This window comes from Pseudomonas sp. Y24-6 (assembly GCF_020295325.1).
Taxonomy (GTDB): Bacteria; Pseudomonadota; Gammaproteobacteria; order Pseudomonadales; family Pseudomonadaceae; genus Aquipseudomonas; species Aquipseudomonas gregormendelii.
In genome coordinates this window covers 74,246-90,835 of sequence record NZ_JACBXG010000012.1, presented here as the reverse complement: position 1 = coordinate 90,835, position 16,590 = coordinate 74,246, and the positions used below count along the sequence as shown (strand labels likewise).

The following is a 16,590-nucleotide window of genomic DNA, read 5'->3' as shown; positions in this document are numbered from 1 at the left end:
CTGCTGAAAGCTTCCCTCTCTATATTCAGCAGCCTCAGCGGACGGATAACCGGGCCCACCCGGAGACACGCCTGATGAGCGAGCTTTTTTACAACGCCGTGCCGAACGCCACCCGCGTGGCCCCGCCACTGCCTGAGCCTCGGCAATACCCCAGCGAGAAACCGTCACGGGTCTACCTGTTCGGGACCTGCGTGGTGGATCTGTTCTATCCCGAAGCCGGGATGGATGCGATCCACTTGCTGGAACGCGAAGGCATTCGGGTCGAGTTCCCGCAGGGGCAGAGCTGCTGCGGACAACCGGCCTACACCTCGGGTTACACCGAGCAGGCAAGGACCGTCGCGCGCTCGCAACTGGCGCTGTTCGCCGCAGATTACCCGGTGGTGGTGCCGTCGGGATCCTGTGCCGGCATGTTGCGCGAACACTATGCCGACTTGTTCAAGGACGAGCCGCAAACGCTGAAACGGGTTCAGGCATTGGCGGCCCGGACGTATGAACTGGCCGAGTTCCTGCTGTTTGTCTGCAAGGTGCAGCTCAAGGACAGCGGCGAGCCAGTAAAAGTGGCGCTGCACACCTCGTGTTCGGCGCGGCGTGAGATGAACACCCACCTGCACGGTCGCGAGTTGTTGTCGCAACTGAGCAACGTGGAGCGAGTCGAGCACAGCCACGAAAGTGAATGCTGTGGCTTCGGTGGGACTTTCAGCGTCCGTATGCCAGACATTTCCGGCGCGATGGTGGCGGACAAGACCCGGTCGCTGAAGGCGTCGGGCGCGCACCAGGTACTGAGTGCCGATTGCGGTTGCCTGATGAACATCAACGGCTCGCTGGAGAAACAGAAGGAAGCGTTGCGCGGCCAACACCTGGCCAGTTTCCTTTGGCAGCGGACCGGGGGTGTTCAATGAACGCTTCCGCGCTTATTCCTACGGTTGCCGTAGAAGAAGATTTTCGCACCCGAGCCCACACGGCACTGGGTGACCCGCAGTTGCGAAACAACTTTCGCACGGCGATGGATTCACTGATGACAAAAAGGGCAGCGTCTTTCAGCGATGCCCACGAAAGGGAACACCTGCGAGCGCTCGGCAATGCCGTCCGCGCCCGTGCTTTATCCAAGCTGCCCGACCTGCTCGAGCAGCTTGAACAGAACCTGACCCGCAACGGTGTGACAGTGCACTGGGCGGAAACGGTGGACGAGGCCAATGGCATCGTCCTCTCGATCATCCGCGCTCACGAGGGGCGGCAAGTGATCAAGGGCAAATCGATGGTCAGCGAAGAAATGGAGATGAATCATTTCCTTGCTGATCGGGGCATTGAATGCCTGGAATCGGACATGGGCGAGTACATCGTCCAGCTCGACCACGAGAAGCCTTCACACATCATTATGCCGGCAATCCACAAGAATGCCGGTCAGGTCGCGTCCTTGTTCCACGACAAACTTGGCGTGGAGTACACCAAGGACGTTGACCAACTCATTCAGATCGGTCGCAAAGTCCTGCGACAGAAATTCTTCGAAGCAGACATCGGCGTCTCCGGTGTCAACTTCGCCGTGGCCGAAACCGGCACCCTGCTGCTGGTGGAAAACGAAGGCAACGGGCGCATGACCACCACGGTGCCGCCGGTGCACATTGCCGTCACCGGTATCGAAAAAGTGGTCGAGAACCTGCGCGACGTGGTGCCGCTGCTGTCGCTGCTGACCCGTTCCGCCCTCGGCCAGCCGATCACCACCTACGTCAACATGATCTCCGGCCCGCGCCAGGAACATGAACTGGACGGCCCGCAGGAAGTGCACCTGGTGCTGCTGGACAACGGTCGCAGCCAGGCTTTCGCCGACAGCGAACTGCGCCAGACCCTCAACTGCATCCGCTGCGGCGCCTGCATGAATCATTGCCCGGTCTACACCCGAGTCGGCGGCCACGCCTATGGTGAAGTGTACCCAGGGCCCATCGGCAAAATCATCACCCCGCACATGGTGGGCCTGGCGAAGGTTCCGGACCACCCCAGCGCATCGTCGCTGTGCGGTGCATGCGGTGAAGTCTGCCCGGTCAAAATTCCTATCCCCGCGTTGCTGCGGCGCCTGCGGGAAGAGAACGTCAAGGCCCCCGACAGCCCGAACCCGGTCATGCGCGGCCAGGGCAGCAAGTATTCGCGCAAGGAACGCTTCATCTGGAATGCCTGGGCCAGGCTCAACAGTTCACCGACGCTCTATCGCCTGTTCGGCTTCTTCGCCACCCGCCTGCGCGCCCTCACACCGACCCGCCTGGGCCCGTGGACACAAAACCACAGCGCGCCAAAGCCGGCAGCCCGTTCATTGCACGACATGGCCCGCGAACATCTGGCCAGACAGGGAGATCGTTGATGAGTGCCAAGCAGAACATCCTCGGCAAGTTACGCAACAGTCTAACGGGAACCACGCCGGTGCCTGACGACTTCGACGTCGAACTGCTGACAGCGCCCTACACCTACGCGCCCGAACAACGCATCCCGCAACTGCGCAAGCTGATGGAAGCGGTGCACACCGAGATCCACCTGACGTGCGATGAACAGTGGCCGGCACTGCTCGCGCAACTGGTCAAGGATCGCCAGCTACCCAGCTTGCTGATCGCACCGACCACTGCACACGGCCAACGCGTCACTCAGCATTGGGCGAACAATCCGCAGCTGCCAACACTCAAATCCTACAATCGCCCGATCGAGGAATGGAAAGCCGAGCTGTTCCACGACACGCCGGCCAGCCTGACCACGACCCTCGGTGCCATCGCCGCCACCGGCAGCCTGATCCTCTGGCCAACCCGGGAAGAGCCGCGATTGATGAGCCTGGTACCGCCGGTGCATTTCGCCCTGCTCAAGGCGAGCGAAATCCGCGACAACTTCTACCAGGTGCAACAGGAATTCGAGTGGGCCCAAGGCATGCCGACCAACGCCTTGCTGGTGTCCGGCCCGTCCAAGACCGCTGACATCGAACAAGTGCTGGCCTACGGCGCCCACGGTCCGAAAGACCTGGTGGTTTTGATTCTGGAGGACCAATGACTTTACCGGCGGCTTTCCTGCGAGACGCGCAGCAACTGATCCCCCAGGAGCGGCGCTTCGACGACCCGCTGTCGACGCTGGCCTTCGGTACCGACGCCAGCTTCTACCGGCTGATTCCCCAGCTGGTGATTCGGGTCGAGTCCGAAGACGAAGTGGTGGCGCTGCTGAAGCTGGCGCAACGGGACCAGGTTTCGGTGACCTTCCGCGCAGCGGGCACCAGCCTCTCCGGCCAGGCCATCAGCGATTCGGTGCTGATCGTGCTTGGGGATAACTGGAACGGCCGCGAGATTCGCGGCCAGGGCACACAAATCCGCCTGCAACCTGGCGTGATCGGCGCGCAGGCCAACGCCTGGCTGGCGCCGTTCGGACGCAAGATCGGCCCGGACCCGGCGTCGATCAACGCCTGCAAAATCGGCGGCATCGTCGCCAACAACGCCAGCGGCATGTGCTGCGGCACTGCGCAAAACACCTATCACACCCTGGCCGGCATTCGCCTGGTGCTGGCTGACGGCAGCCGCCTCGACACCGAAGACGCGGCCAGTGTCGCGGCATTCCGCCAGAGCCACGCCGCCCTGCTGGAGCGCCTGGCCACATTGGGCCGTGAAACCCGCGCCAATACCGAACTGGCCGCAAGAATTCGTCACAAATACCGCCTGAAAAACACCACCGGCCTGTCACTCAACGCCCTGGTGGATTTTGACGAGCCTGTGGATATCTTGAGCCACCTGCTGGTGGGCTCCGAAGGCACGCTGGGCTTTATCAGCGCCGTGACCTACGACACCGTGATCGATCACCCCAACAAAGCCTCGGCGCTGATCGTCTTCCCCGACGTCGAAACCTGCTGCAACGCGGTCAGCGTGCTGAAAAGCCAGCCGGTGTCCGCCGTGGAACTGCTCGACCGCCGCAGCCTGCGCTCGGTGCAGGACAAACCCGGCATGCCGGCTTTCGTGCAGCAGCTGTCGAACAACGCCTGCGCCCTGCTGATCGAATCCCGCGCCGCGTCATCGAGTTTGCTGCAGGAACAACTGGCCCGGATCATGGCGTCATTGACTTCCTTCCCCGTGGAAAAACAAGTCGACTTCACTGAAGACCCGGTCGAGAACGCCCGACTCTGGGCGATCCGCAAGGACACCTTCCCCGCCGTCGGTGCCGTGCGTAAAACCGGCACCACGGTCATCATCGAAGACGTGACCTTCCCGGTGGAACAGCTGGCCATCGGCGTAAACCGCCTGATCGAGCTGTTCGACAAACATCATTACGACGAAGCGATCCTGTTCGGCCACGCCCTGGAAGGCAACCTGCACTTCGTCTTCACTCAAGGTTTCAACAACCCGCAAGAAGTTGCGCGCTACCAGGCGTTCATGGACGACGTGGCGCAACTGGTCGCCGTGGAATTTGGCGGTTCGCTCAAGGCCGAACACGGCACCGGCCGCAACATGGCGCCCTTCGTTGAACTGGAATGGGGCAGCGATGCCTACCAGTTGATGTGGCAGCTCAAGCGCCTGCTCGATCCCGCCGGCATCCTCAACCCGGACGTGGTACTCAGCGAAGACCCGCAGATCCATCTCAAGCACCTCAAGCCCTTGCCCGCCGCCGACGAAATTGTGGACAAGTGCATCGAGTGTGGCTTTTGCGAACCTGTCTGCCCGTCCAAGGGACTGACCCTGAGCCCGCGCCAGCGCATCGTGATCTGGCGCGATATCCAGGCGAAAAAACGCGCCGGTGTCGACACCACAGAGCTTGAAGCCGCTTACGAATACCAGGGCATCGACACCTGCGCCGCCACCGGTCTGTGCGCACAGCGCTGCCCGGTAGGCATCAATACCGGCGAACTGGTGAAGAAGCTGCGCAGCCGCAAGGCAACCAGCCAGAAAACCGCCAACTGGCTGGAAGGCAATTTCGCCACCGCCCTGCAAGGCGCGCGCTTCACCCTGCACGTGGCCAACGGCGCCCGGATGCTCCTGGGTGCGCCGCGATTGGCGAAAGTGTCCGCGGCACTCAGCAAATTATCCAAAGGCCAGGTCCCGCAGTGGACCAACGCCATGCCCCAGCCGGAAAAAGCCATTCGCTTCAGCCCGACCCTCTCGGACGACCGCCCCCGAGTGGTCTATCTGGCGGCCTGCGTGTCGCGTGTCATGGGCCCGGCAGCCGGTGATAACGAGCAAACGTCGCTGTACGAAAAAACCCGCGGCCTACTGGAAAAAGCCGGCTACCAGGTGGTCTTTCCGGACAACCTGGACAGCCTCTGCTGCGGCCAGCCTTTCGCTTCCAAGGGTTATGCCGAGCAGGCCGAGCACAAGCGCCAGGAACTTATCGGCGCACTGTTGCACGCCAGCCGCGGCGGGCTCGACCCGATCTACTGCGACACCAGCCCCTGCACCTTGCGCCTGGTCCAGGACCTGGGCGAAGTGCGCCTGGACCTGTACGACCCGGTTCGATTCATCCGTACCCACCTGATGGATCGCCTCGACTTCACCCCGCAGCAAGCGCCCATCGCCGTCCACGTCACCTGCAGCACCCAGCACCTGGGCGAGAGCCAGGCGCTGATCGACCTGGCGCGCAAATGCAGCACCAACGTGGTCATTCCGGAAGGTATTCACTGCTGCGGTTTTGCCGGCGACAAGGGCTTCACCACCCCAGAACTGAACGCGCATTCGCTGCGCTCCCTCAAGGACGCCGTGCAGCACTGCAGCGAAGGCATATCCACCAGCCGCACCTGTGAAATCGGCCTCAGCCAGCACGGTGGAATCGACTACCACGGGCTGGTCTACCTCGTGGACCGCGTCACCCGAGCGCGAGCGACCTGAAGAAAAATAGAACCCTTGCGCCTGGCTGTAGTCAACCAAGTAACCCGGCCCTGCCGGGTTTTACCCAAACTCGGCAGCCCGTCCTGACGCCGGCCAAGCCCGGCGCCTCAGTTCAAGGAGATACACATGAAACGTTCTGTACTGTTAGGTCTGTTCGTTACTGCTTCCATGATGGCCTCCACCTCTTTCGCCGCCACTGAAGACCTGTGCGCAGTGAACCTGCAGACCATCGCCAATGCCAAGTCGCAGATCCAGGCGCCGGAAATCCAGACCCGTGTCGAGGCCAGCGTCCAGCAAGCCAAGGCGCACCAAGCCATGAACACCAAGGAAGGCACCGAGAAGTGCATCGCTGAGACCACCCAGACTATCCAGGACATCCAGAACGCCAGCAGCGGCACCAATAAATGACCCCTGGCCGGAAGGTGAACCTTCGGGTTGGCCTTCCGGGTTGGTTTGCCGTACACTGTACAGGCTTGTTGCTCACCAGATTCACGAGCAATGAGTTCGGGGCCGTTTAGGATTCGACGCCGGTCGCGAAACTTTAGGTGCATGCCGAGTTGGTAACAGAACTCGTAAATCCACTGTTGCAACTACTTATAGTTGCCAATGACGAAAACTACGGCCAGGAATTCGCTCTCGCTGCGTAAGCAGCCTTAGCCCTGAGCTTCTGGTGCCTTCGGGCCCAGCAATCACTAGGGGATGTCTGTAAACCCGAAGTGATTGTCATATAGAACAGAATCGCCGTGCAGTACGTTGTGGACGAAGCGGCTAAAACTTACACAACTCGCCCAAAGCACCCTGCCCTTCGGGTCGCTGAGGGTTAACTTAATAGAAACGGCTACGCATGTAGTACCGACAGCGGAGTACTGGCGGACGGGGGTTCAAATCCCCCCGGCTCCACCAATACAACATCTAAAGACGTCCACGGACGTCTTTTTTTGTGCCTGAAATCCAGCAAAATCAAGGGTTTAAGAGCTTCTGGGCTCCGTAGAGGTTTTCTGAGTTCCAGCCGTTTGGGTATTCCAAATGGTATTCCAAGCCATCCGGTGCTATTTTTTGGAATACCAAAACGGTGTCAGAGGTAGCTCTCATGCCTGCTCCAGCCCTTCGCCTCTCCGACCGCCAGCTCAAGGCAGTCAAGGCAAAAGACAAGGATTACGTCCTCAGCGATGGTGACGGCCTTCAGCTCCGAGTCAGGAGCAATGGCTCGATGCTGTGGAACTTCAATTACCGCGAGCCGGTAACCAAAAACCGTATCAATATGGGGCTGGGCACGTACCCGGAGCTCTCACTAGCGAACGCCAGGAAAAAAGTGGTTGAAGCGCGGGAGCTGCTGGCACAAGGCATTGACCCCAAGGTGCAACGCAATGCACAGGACGAAGCCAAACGAGCGGAGACGGAACACACGTTCGAGAACGTGGCCACCGCCTGGTTCGAGCTGAAGAAGGACTCCGTCACGCCAGCGTACGCCGAGGACATTTGGCGATCGCTCACGCTGCACGTATTTCCAGACCTGAAAACAACGCCGCTCTCGAAAATTACCGCACCGATGGTCATCGAATTGCTTCGCCCAATCGAGGCCAAAGGCAGCCTCGAGACAGTGAAGCGATTGAGCCAACGGCTCAACGAGATCATGACCTACGGGGTCAATTCAGGACTGATCTTTGCGAACCCTCTCAGCGGCATTCGCGCAGTGTTCAAGAAACCCAAGAAACAGAACATGGCCGCGCTACGACCCGATGAGCTTTCCGAGCTCATGATCGAAATCGCGAACGCCAGCATCAAGCGGATCACCCGCTGTCTGATCGAATGGCAACTGCACACCATGACCCGTCCTGCCGAAGCGGCCACCACCCGATGGGCAGACATCGACTTCGACAAACGCATCTGGACCATCCCGCCGGAGCGCATGAAAAAGCGTCGTCCGCACACCATCCCGCTGACCGAACAGGCACTCGCGTTACTAGAGACGCTCAAGTCCCACAGCAGCCACAGGGAATACGTGTTCCCGGCAGATAGAAATCCGCGCACCCACGCCAACAGCCAGACCGCCAACATGGCGTTGAAACGCATGGGCTTCCAGGACCGCTTGGTCAGCCACGGCATGCGCTCCATGGCCAGCACCATCCTGAACGAGCATGGCTGGGATCCGGAGCTGATCGAAGTCGCGCTGGCGCATGTCGACAAGGACGAAGTCCGAAGTGCCTACAACCGAGCTGACTACATCGAGCGCCGGCGTCCGATGATGGCTTGGTGGAGTGAGCACATCCAGAAAGCGGCCACTGGCAACCTATCGGCATCTGCGATCAATCAAACCAGGGACCACAACGTCGTGCCGATACGGTGAGCGCTCACCGGACGCTGCCGGTAACCGAGAATGACTCCCCAGATGGAGTGATGGTTGATTTGGCGACAGCGGCGACACCGGCGACAACCCGCGTAATACCTGGTCTGCAGCATGGCGACAGAAGTGGCGACCGTCGCCGCTGCAAGCCTCTCTCTTGGGGCTTTCTCGGCCAAGCCCACGCGAGCGGGAAGGCTCCGCATTCCCACTCGCGTGGGCTCTGCGTAATTGCATCTCACTTGACCACCTAATTGCATTGCCACTGACCAGTCATTTACATTCGCGCTGACCTGCCGTTTGCAGTTGATGGGGGTCAGCGGGTGCCACTTAGCGCGAGTGTGTCAGCCAAGCACTGAAGGACTGTAACCGACCCAAAGCCGACCTCAACAGATCTCCTCCATCAGGCACTGGGCAATCTCATTTTACGGAAGCTTGGGCGGCACCAAGCAAACAGCAGTTTCCAGCCGCCTCTCCTCCCGCTCCGGGACAAACCGTAGATATCAAATTCGACCAAGCAATCATGGGCATTTAAAGATGGTCGCTGATTCGTCTATCTGGCAGACTTATAACGATTTAAAGCGACTTTAGAAGCCTTTGAGCATCAATGCCATGACTACCGAACCTTGGGTTACTGCAATCGATGTTGCCCGGCATCTAGGCGTAGTGAAGGACACCGTTTACCGCTGGCGGGAGCACAAGGGACTTCCCGCGCACAAGATCGGGCGCCTGTGGAAATTTCAGCTCTCGGAGATTGATGAATGGGTGCGCGTAGGTGGTGCCGATGACGATGCAGAGCGCAGGAGCGAACCAAAATGAATACAGCGCGGAAGCATCGTTAGTCTGGAGAGGGTGCCTCGACAGGAAAATCTTACAACCACTACCAGCAGGAAGGCAGGCTCCAAAGAAAGCGCCAAGGAGTCCATTGCTTTTGCCAATGCAGCAGATGACCACCTTCTGACGGCCATCGAGGATGGCCAAAAAGCGCCTCCGGCGGATCATAAGATCCCGGAGAGCTCTCTGGCAGGCGGTAGCGCAAGCTGGTCAAGCACATTCGATACCTCCCAAAGCCTCTTCATCGCGCGATGGAGTGGCCAAGTAAAATGAATTTAACAGGAAAACACCATGACCAGCACCCAACAACGTGCCGCCCTGCAACGCCAGATCTGGCAAATCGCCAACGATGTGCGTGGCGCAGTCGACGGTTGGGACTTCAAGCAATACGTGCTCGGCACTCTGTTTTACCGCTTCATCAGCGAAAACTTCGCCACCTATATCGAAGGCGGTGACGAGAGCGTCCGCTATGCCGAGCTGCCCGATAGCGTGATTACCTCAGACATCAAAGACGACGCCATCAAGACCAAAGGCTACTTCATCTACCCCAGTCAGCTATTCGCCATGGTGGCGGCCAGTGCCCACAGCAACGCAAGCCTGAACACCGATCTGGCTAACATCTTTCAAGATATTGAGGCGTCCGCCAACGGCTACCCCTCCGAGCGCGATATCAAAGGCCTGTTTGCCGACTTCGACACCACCAGCAATCGCCTGGGCAACACGGTCAAAGACAAAAACGAACGACTGGCGAAGGTGCTCAAAGGCGTAGCAGGGCTGGACTTTGGCACCTTTGACGACAGCCATATCGACCTGTTTGGCGACGCTTACGAATTCCTCATCTCCAACTACGCCGCCAACGCTGGCAAATCCGGCGGTGAGTTCTTCACCCCGCAGCATGTCTCGAAGCTGATCGCCCGACTCGCCATGCACAAACAAACCACAGTCAACAAAATCTACGACCCGGCCTGCGGCTCGGGCTCGCTGTTGCTGCAAGCCAAGAAGCACTTCGACGCACATATAATCGAAGAAGGTTTTTTCGGTCAGGAACTCAACCACACCACCTATAACCTGGCGCGGATGAACATGTTCCTGCACAACGTCAACTACGACAAATTCAACATACAGCTAGGCGACACTCTCATCGATCCACACTTTGGCGATGACAAACCCTTCGATGCCATCGTCTCCAACCCGCCGTACTCGGTGAAGTGGAAGGGCATGGACAACCCCACTCTGATCAACGACGACCGCTTTGCCCCGGCCGGTGTGCTGGCGCCCAAATCCAAGGCCGACTTCGCCTTCGTGCTGCATGCACTCAGTTATCTCTCGGCCAAAGGCCGAGCCGCCATCGTCTGCTTCCCCGGCATCTTCTACCGGGGCGGGGCCGAGCAGAAGATCCGCCAATACCTGGTAGACAACAACTACGTGGAAAGCGTGATTTCGCTCGCGCCCAACCTGTTTTACGGCACGACAATCGCTGTGAACATTCTGGTGCTTTCCAAGCATAAGACCGACACAACCACCCAATTCATCGAGGCCAGCGGACTGTTCAAGAAAGAAAGCAGCATCAACGTCCTCACAGATAACGATGACGAGAACAACCCTGGCCATATCCAGCAAATCATGCAAGTGTTCGACAGCAAGGCGAACGTGGAGCACTTTGCTCAATCCATCCCTTTTGAACAGGTGGCCGCCAACGGCTACAACTTGTCCGTCAGTAGCTATGTGGAAGCCAAGGACAACCGCGACGTGGTGGATATTGCTCAACTCAATGCCGACCTAAAAACCAGGGTTGCCAGGATCGACCAGCTACGCAAAGAAATTGACGCGATTGTTGCGGAGATCGAGGGCGAGGGACAGGAGGCATGAGTAGCGTGAATTTCTTGGAGAGGCTGCTGGATGGCGTTGATGTCGAGTGGAAGGTGCTGGGCGAAGTTGTACACATGCGCTCTGGCCAACATATTTCGGCAAGCAACATCATGGAGGAAGCCAGCAGCGAACATCCTTATCCATGTTTTGGAGGAAATGGGGTTCGTGGCTTTGTTGCGAAAAACAGCCATGACGGGAGGTATTTGCTCATTGGCCGGCAGGGTGCATTATGTGGAAATGTGCAGCGAACAAACGGAAAGTTTTATGCGACAGAACACGCGGTCGTTGTTACGCCAAGTGATTGCATTAATATCGATTGGGCATTTCACTTACTGACGCTCATGAATCTAAATCAGTATGCATCACAATCTGCTCAGCCTGGATTGACTGTCGGGAAAATTGAGAGTTTAAAAATCCCCATCCCCTGCCCAGAAAACCCAAAAAAATCGCTTGAAATACAAGCCGAAATCGTCCGCATACTGGACTCCTTTATCGAGCTTACCGCCGAGCTTACCGCCGAGCTCTCCGCCCGCAAAAAACAATACAACCATTATCGTGACCAGTTGTTAAGTTTCAAAGAAGGCAACGTGGAGTGGAAGGCGCTAGGAGAGATTGGCGAATTTATTCGTGGCAAGCGTTTCACCAAGGCTGATTATGCGGAAGACGGTATCAGTGTTATTCATTACGGCGAGATATACACGCGCTACGGTGTTTTTACGGATCAAGCTTTTTCTCAAGTCAGAAGCGATATGGCTGGGTCACTGCGCTATGCACAGCCAAAAGACGTCATAATAACCGACGTTGGCGAGACCGTAGAAGACGTGGGCAAAGCCGTGGCTTGGCTCGGAGATGAAAGAGTAGCCATTCACGATCATTGCTACGCGTTCCGGCACTCAATGAATCCAAAGTTTGTTTCCTATTGCATGCAAACAGCGTCGTTTATTGCCAAGAAAGCAAAGTATGTAGCTAGAACAAAAATCAATACTTTGTTGATTACTGGTTTTTCAAAAATTGCCATTCCTGTACCTTACCCAGATGACGCTGAAAAATCGCTCGCCGAACAAGAGCGTATTGTCGCCACCCTCGAAAAATTCGACGTCATGACCAACTCTATCAGCGAAGGCTTGCCGGGCGAAATTATGTTACGCCAAAAGCAATACGAACATTACCGTGACTTGTTGTTAAGTTTCCCAAGACCAGAAGAGGTAGCGGTATAACATGGGTAAGTCGCTAACCGAAATTGCCAAAGAACTGAAAGACATCAAGAAGAAGGTACAGCTAATTTATGCCTTCAACGGTACTGGCAAGACGCGTCTGTCGCGGGAGTTCAAGAAGTTAATTGCACCAAAAGCGGATGCCAATGAAGACGTTGATACGTTGGATCAACCTGGATTGTCACGCAACAAAATTCTCTATTACAGCGCTTTTACCGAAGATTTGTTCTATTGGGACAACGACCTGGCCGATGATGCTGAACCCAAGCTGAAAATCCAGCCCAACACCTTTACGGATTGGGTGTTGATGGATCAGGGGAAAGATCAGAACATCATTACGACCTTTCAGCGCTATACCAATGACAAGCTCACGCCACGGTTCAATGCAGAGCGAAAAGAGCAAGACAAGGACGGCAACGAGTTTACCGTCAGAGCGTTCTCGGAAGTCACGTTCTCGATGGAGCGTGGCGATACGACGAATTCGGGAAACTTAAAAATTTCCAAGGGTGAAGAAAGTAACTTTATCTGGAGTATTTTCTACACACTGCTTGAGCAGGTGATTGACGTGCTCAATGTTGCTGAACCGGCTGATCGCGAGACCGATGAATTCAATCAGCTGGAATATGTGTTCATTGATGATCCGGTCAGCTCTCTGGATGAGAACCACCTGATTCAACTGGCGGTAAACTTGGGGCAACTGATCAACTCTAGTGAGTCGAGCGTCAAATTCATCGTGTCTACTCACAACGCGCTTTTTTACAACGTGCTTTACAATGAGGTTGGTGCCAAGAGCGGTTACATTCTCAGCGTTTTGGATGATGGCACATTTGTGCATGAAGAGAAGAAGGGCGATTCAAATAAAAGCTTTTCTTATCACCTGCACATTAAAACGCTTATCGAGCAAGCGGTCGCTACAAATAGCGTGGAGCGCTACCATTTTGCGCTACTCCGTAATTTGTATGAAAAAACCGCCAACTTTCTGGGCTATCAAAGATGGTCTGAGCTGTTGCCGGAGGATAAAAAGGCTTATGCTGCCCGAGTGATGAATTTCTACCCTCACAACACCTTGTCCAACGAAGAGATCGCAGAGCCGACATCGCCCGAAAAAGAGATGGTTAGCCTACTGCTTGCTAGGCTGAACACCTACGGCTACTTGCAGCAGAATAAAGAAAACGGTTAATGAGCATATTTTCCCGGCTGGCATCTGGAACAGAATCCGCTTCCGAGTGTGAAAAACTCAACTCGCAACAGCTCATCGATTCCGATTTAGACCACGAAGTGAAAGCTGCTGCAAAAAGGGACACGCAAGAATGAGCGACTACAAAGCCATTGCCGAATTGAACAACTTCATCGTTCTGGAGCAATACAAAAAGGAATGGTCGATTGCCGAGAGCTATCAGAGCGAAGGCGATTTGGAGCGTGAGTTCATTGAGGACCTGACGAAACAGGGCTATGAATACCTGACCACCCTGAAGACGCCCCAAGCCCTTCTGGCCAACGTGCGCGTGCAACTACAAACGCTCAACAACGCGCAGTTTTCCGACAGAGAGTGGCAGCGCTTCGTCGAAACCTGGCTGGACAAGCCCAGCGATGGCATCGTCGAGAAAACCCGGAAGATTCACGACGACTACATTCATGACTTCGTCTTTGACGATGGCCGTATCCAAAATATCTACCTGCTGGACAATAAAAACGTCCTACGCAACAGCGTGCAGGTGATCAAGCAGTTCGAGCAAACCGGCAGCCTCGCCAATCGCTACGACGTGACGATTCTGGTCAATGGCTTGCCGATGGTGCAGGTGGAATTGAAGAAGCGCGGCGTAGCGATTCGTGAGGCCTTCAATCAGGTGCACCGCTACAGCAAGGAAAGCTTCAACAGCGTTAATTCCTTGTTCAAATACCTGCAACTATTCGTGATCTCCAACGGCACCGACAGCCGTTACTTTGCCAATACCACACAACGTAACAAGAACAGCTTCGACTTCACCATGAATTGGGCGAAGGCGGATAACAGCCTGATCAAGGATCTGAAAGACTTCACCGCCACTTTTTTCCAGAAAGACACCCTGCTGAAAGTGCTGCTGCGCTATTCGGTCTTCGACACCAGCAACACGCTGCTGGTGATGCGCCCATACCAGATCGCCGCCACGGAGCGCATTTTGTGGAAGATCAACTGCGCGTTTCAGGCCAAGAAGTGGAGCACGCGCGAAGGCGGGGGCTTCATCTGGCACACCACCGGCTCCGGCAAGACGCTGACCAGCTTCAAGGCTGCTCGCCTGGCCACCGAGTTGGAGTTCATCGAAAAGGTGTTCTTCGTGGTGGACCGCAAGGATCTGGATTACCAGACCATGAAGGAGTACCAGCGCTTTTCCCCGGAAAGCGTGAACGGTTCGGAAAGCACGGCGGGCCTGAAGCGTAACCTGGACAAGGACGACAACAAGATTGTCGTCACCACCATCCAGAAGCTCAACAACCTGATGAAGAGCGAACCCGACCTGCCCATTTACGGCAAGCAGGTGGTCTTCATTTTCGACGAGTGCCACCGCAGCCAGTTTGGTGAGGCGCAGAAGAACCTGAAGAGGAAGTTCAAGAAGCTCTATCAGTTCGGCTTTACCGGAACGCCGATCATTGCAGGCCATAACGCGCTAGGTGCGGAAGATACGGCAAGCGTGTTTGGCCGTGACTTGCACTCGTACGTGATCACCGATGCGATTCGCGATGAAAAGGTGCTCAAGTTCAAGGTCGATTACAACGATGTGCGGCCACAGTTCAAGGCCATTGAAACCGAACAGGATGAGACAAAATTCAGCGCGGCGGAGAACAGGCAGGCCTTTTTGCACCCCGAGCGTATCCGCGAGATCACACAGTACATCCTGAACAGTTTCCAGCAGAAAACCCACCGCCTGCAAGCGGGCAATAAGGGCTTCAACGCTATGTTCGCGGTCAGCAGCGTGGAAGCCGCCAAGCTCTACTATGAATCTTTCAGGGAGCTGCAGAAGGGCAGGGAAAAGCCTTTGCGAGTGGCCACTATCTTCTCGTTCGCTGCCAACGAGGAGCAGGCTGTGGTCGGCGAGATCGAGGACGAAAGTTTCGATGTTTCTGCCATGAGTAGCACCGCCAAAGAGTTCTTGAACGCGGCCATTGCGGACTACAACGCGCTGTTCAAAACTAACTTCAGCGTGGACAGCAACGGCTTTCAGAACTACTACCGCGATCTGGCCAAACAAGTCAAAGCCAGGGAAGTTGATCTGTTAATCGTGGTGGGCATGTTCCTCACCGGTTTCGATGCCCCGACTCTCAACACGCTGTTCGTCGACAAGAACCTGCGCTATCACGGCCTGATACAGGCCTATTCGCGTACCAACCGGATTTTCGATGCGACCAAGACCTTCGGTAACATCGTGACCTTCCGCGATCTGGAACAGGCGACCATCGACGCCATCACCTTGTTCGGCAACAGCAATACCCGAAACGTGGTGCTGGAGAAGAGCTACAAGGAGTACATGGAGGGCTTTACCGATGTTCTGACAGGTGAGGCACGGCGTGGTTTTGTGGCGGTTGTTACAGAGTTGGAACAACGTTTCCCCGACCCTGCGGCGATTGAAAAAGAGTGTGACAAAAAGGCCTTTGCCAAGCTGTTTGGCGAGTATTTGCGCGTTGAGAACGTGCTGCAAAACTACGATGAATTCGCCAGTCTGAAGGCATTGCAAACCTTGGATATGAACGATTCGGCAGCAGTCGAAGCGTTCAAGGCTCAGCATTATTTAAAGGATGAAGACCTTGTCGCGCTGCAAGCGATCAAGATGCCGGCGGAGCGGAAAATCCAGGATTATCGTTCGACCTATAACGATGTGCGCGACTGGTTGCGCCGGGAAAGAGCGGGCGCTGAAAAGGAAAAATCCACCATTGATTGGGATGACGTGGTCTTTGAAGTGGATCTGCTCAAATCGCAGGAAATTAATCTGGATTACATTTTGGAGCTGATCTTCGAGCACAACAAGAAGACCAAGAGCAAGTCGGATCTAGTGGATGAGGTGCGCCGGGTGATTCGTGCCAGCTTGGGTAATCGCGCCAAAGAAGGCTTGCTGGTGGATTTCGTCAATCAGACCAATTTGGATCAGATTGGCGATAAGGCAAGCGTGATCGACATCTTCTTCAGCTTTGCTCAAGTGGAACAGCAACGTGAGGCTGCCGAGCTGATAGACAGCGAGAACCTCAACGCCGACGCGGCCAGACGCTATATCACTACCTCACTGAAACGGGAGTTTGCCAGTGACAATGGCACCGAGCTCAATGCTGTGCTGCCTAAGATGAGTCCGCTGAATCCGCAATACCTGTCTAAAAAGCAGAACGTCTTCCAGAAAATCTCTGTTTTTGTTGAGAAGTTTAAGGGCGTGGGTGGGTCGGTTTAATTACCCACCATTCGCCCGGAATCCTTCAAGATATTCGTGTGGCCAAGCGCGGCCCCGTGTATTCACCTGACGCTCGACTCGAGCGGATGTCA

At 56.1% G+C, this 16,590-nt stretch carries 11 protein-coding genes and 1 other RNA gene; all 12 read left to right on the top strand.

What is annotated here, in order from left to right; all coding sequences use genetic code 11:
* Positions 1 to 74: 74 nt before the first annotated feature.
* On the top strand, positions 75 to 899 hold the full coding sequence (locus tag HYI44_RS21825) for a (Fe-S)-binding protein (protein WP_225570522.1): 825 nt from the start codon (positions 75 to 77) through the stop codon (positions 897 to 899).
* Positions 896 to 2,350 (top strand): LutB/LldF family L-lactate oxidation iron-sulfur protein, encoded by a 1,455-nt coding sequence (locus HYI44_RS21820; RefSeq protein ID WP_225570521.1) that lies wholly within the window; start codon positions 896 to 898, stop codon positions 2,348 to 2,350. Before HYI44_RS21825 ends, HYI44_RS21820 begins: the two co-directional genes overlap by 4 nt.
* Complete coding sequence (locus HYI44_RS21815) at positions 2,350 to 3,021, top strand: LutC/YkgG family protein (RefSeq protein ID WP_225570520.1); 672 nt, start codon at positions 2,350 to 2,352, stop codon at positions 3,019 to 3,021. The genes HYI44_RS21820 and HYI44_RS21815 overlap by 1 nt, the downstream gene beginning before the upstream one ends.
* A complete protein-coding gene (locus HYI44_RS21810) occupies positions 3,018 to 5,828 on the top strand; it encodes an FAD-binding and (Fe-S)-binding domain-containing protein (protein WP_225570519.1) in 2,811 nt (936 codons plus the stop codon). The genes HYI44_RS21815 and HYI44_RS21810 overlap by 4 nt, the downstream gene beginning before the upstream one ends.
* A 126-nt stretch (positions 5,829 to 5,954) precedes the next feature.
* Positions 5,955 to 6,236 carry a hypothetical protein gene (locus HYI44_RS21805; RefSeq protein ID WP_122837448.1) on the top strand — a complete coding sequence of 94 codons (282 nt, stop codon included), beginning with the start codon at positions 5,955 to 5,957 and terminating at the stop codon, positions 6,234 to 6,236.
* Positions 6,237 to 6,334: 98 nt separating this feature from the next.
* Positions 6,335 to 6,731: a transfer-messenger RNA gene (gene ssrA, locus HYI44_RS21800) on the top strand.
* Positions 6,732 to 6,918: 187 nt separating this feature from the next.
* A complete protein-coding gene (locus HYI44_RS21795) occupies positions 6,919 to 8,175 on the top strand; it encodes an integrase domain-containing protein (protein ID WP_225570518.1) in 1,257 nt (418 codons plus the stop codon).
* Between the two features lie 606 nt (positions 8,176 to 8,781).
* Positions 8,782 to 8,988 carry a helix-turn-helix domain-containing protein gene (locus HYI44_RS21790; protein WP_225570517.1) on the top strand — a complete coding sequence of 69 codons (207 nt, stop codon included), beginning with the start codon at positions 8,782 to 8,784 and terminating at the stop codon, positions 8,986 to 8,988.
* Between the two features lie 306 nt (positions 8,989 to 9,294).
* A complete protein-coding gene (locus HYI44_RS21785) occupies positions 9,295 to 10,872 on the top strand; it encodes a type I restriction-modification system subunit M (RefSeq protein ID WP_225570516.1) in 1,578 nt (525 codons plus the stop codon).
* Positions 10,869 to 12,089 carry a restriction endonuclease subunit S gene (locus HYI44_RS21780; protein ID WP_225570515.1) on the top strand — a complete coding sequence of 407 codons (1,221 nt, stop codon included), beginning with the start codon at positions 10,869 to 10,871 and terminating at the stop codon, positions 12,087 to 12,089. Before HYI44_RS21785 ends, HYI44_RS21780 begins: the two co-directional genes overlap by 4 nt.
* Before the next feature lies 1 nt (position 12,090).
* Positions 12,091 to 13,266: an AAA family ATPase gene (locus tag HYI44_RS21775; protein WP_225570514.1), complete on the top strand. Its 1,176-nt coding sequence runs from the start codon at positions 12,091 to 12,093 to the stop codon at positions 13,264 to 13,266.
* A gap of 130 nt (positions 13,267 to 13,396) precedes the next feature.
* Positions 13,397 to 16,498 carry a type I restriction endonuclease subunit R gene (locus HYI44_RS21770; RefSeq protein WP_225570513.1) on the top strand — a complete coding sequence of 1,034 codons (3,102 nt, stop codon included), beginning with the start codon at positions 13,397 to 13,399 and terminating at the stop codon, positions 16,496 to 16,498.
* Positions 16,499 to 16,590 lie beyond the last annotated feature (92 nt).

Coding starts and splice junctions, on each gene's coding strand:
- HYI44_RS21825 (WP_225570522.1), top strand. CDS start 75: ATGAGCGAGCTTTTTTACAACGCCGTGCCGAACGCCACCCGCGTGGCC.
- HYI44_RS21820 (WP_225570521.1), top strand. CDS start 896: ATGAACGCTTCCGCGCTTATTCCTACGGTTGCCGTAGAAGAAGATTTT.
- HYI44_RS21815 (WP_225570520.1), top strand. CDS start 2,350: ATGAGTGCCAAGCAGAACATCCTCGGCAAGTTACGCAACAGTCTAACG.
- HYI44_RS21810 (WP_225570519.1), top strand. CDS start 3,018: ATGACTTTACCGGCGGCTTTCCTGCGAGACGCGCAGCAACTGATCCCC.
- HYI44_RS21805 (WP_122837448.1), top strand. CDS start 5,955: ATGAAACGTTCTGTACTGTTAGGTCTGTTCGTTACTGCTTCCATGATG.
- HYI44_RS21795 (WP_225570518.1), top strand. CDS start 6,919: ATGCCTGCTCCAGCCCTTCGCCTCTCCGACCGCCAGCTCAAGGCAGTC.
- HYI44_RS21790 (WP_225570517.1), top strand. CDS start 8,782: ATGACTACCGAACCTTGGGTTACTGCAATCGATGTTGCCCGGCATCTA.
- HYI44_RS21785 (WP_225570516.1), top strand. CDS start 9,295: ATGACCAGCACCCAACAACGTGCCGCCCTGCAACGCCAGATCTGGCAA.
- HYI44_RS21780 (WP_225570515.1), top strand. CDS start 10,869: ATGAGTAGCGTGAATTTCTTGGAGAGGCTGCTGGATGGCGTTGATGTC.
- HYI44_RS21775 (WP_225570514.1), top strand. CDS start 12,091: ATGGGTAAGTCGCTAACCGAAATTGCCAAAGAACTGAAAGACATCAAG.
- HYI44_RS21770 (WP_225570513.1), top strand. CDS start 13,397: ATGAGCGACTACAAAGCCATTGCCGAATTGAACAACTTCATCGTTCTG.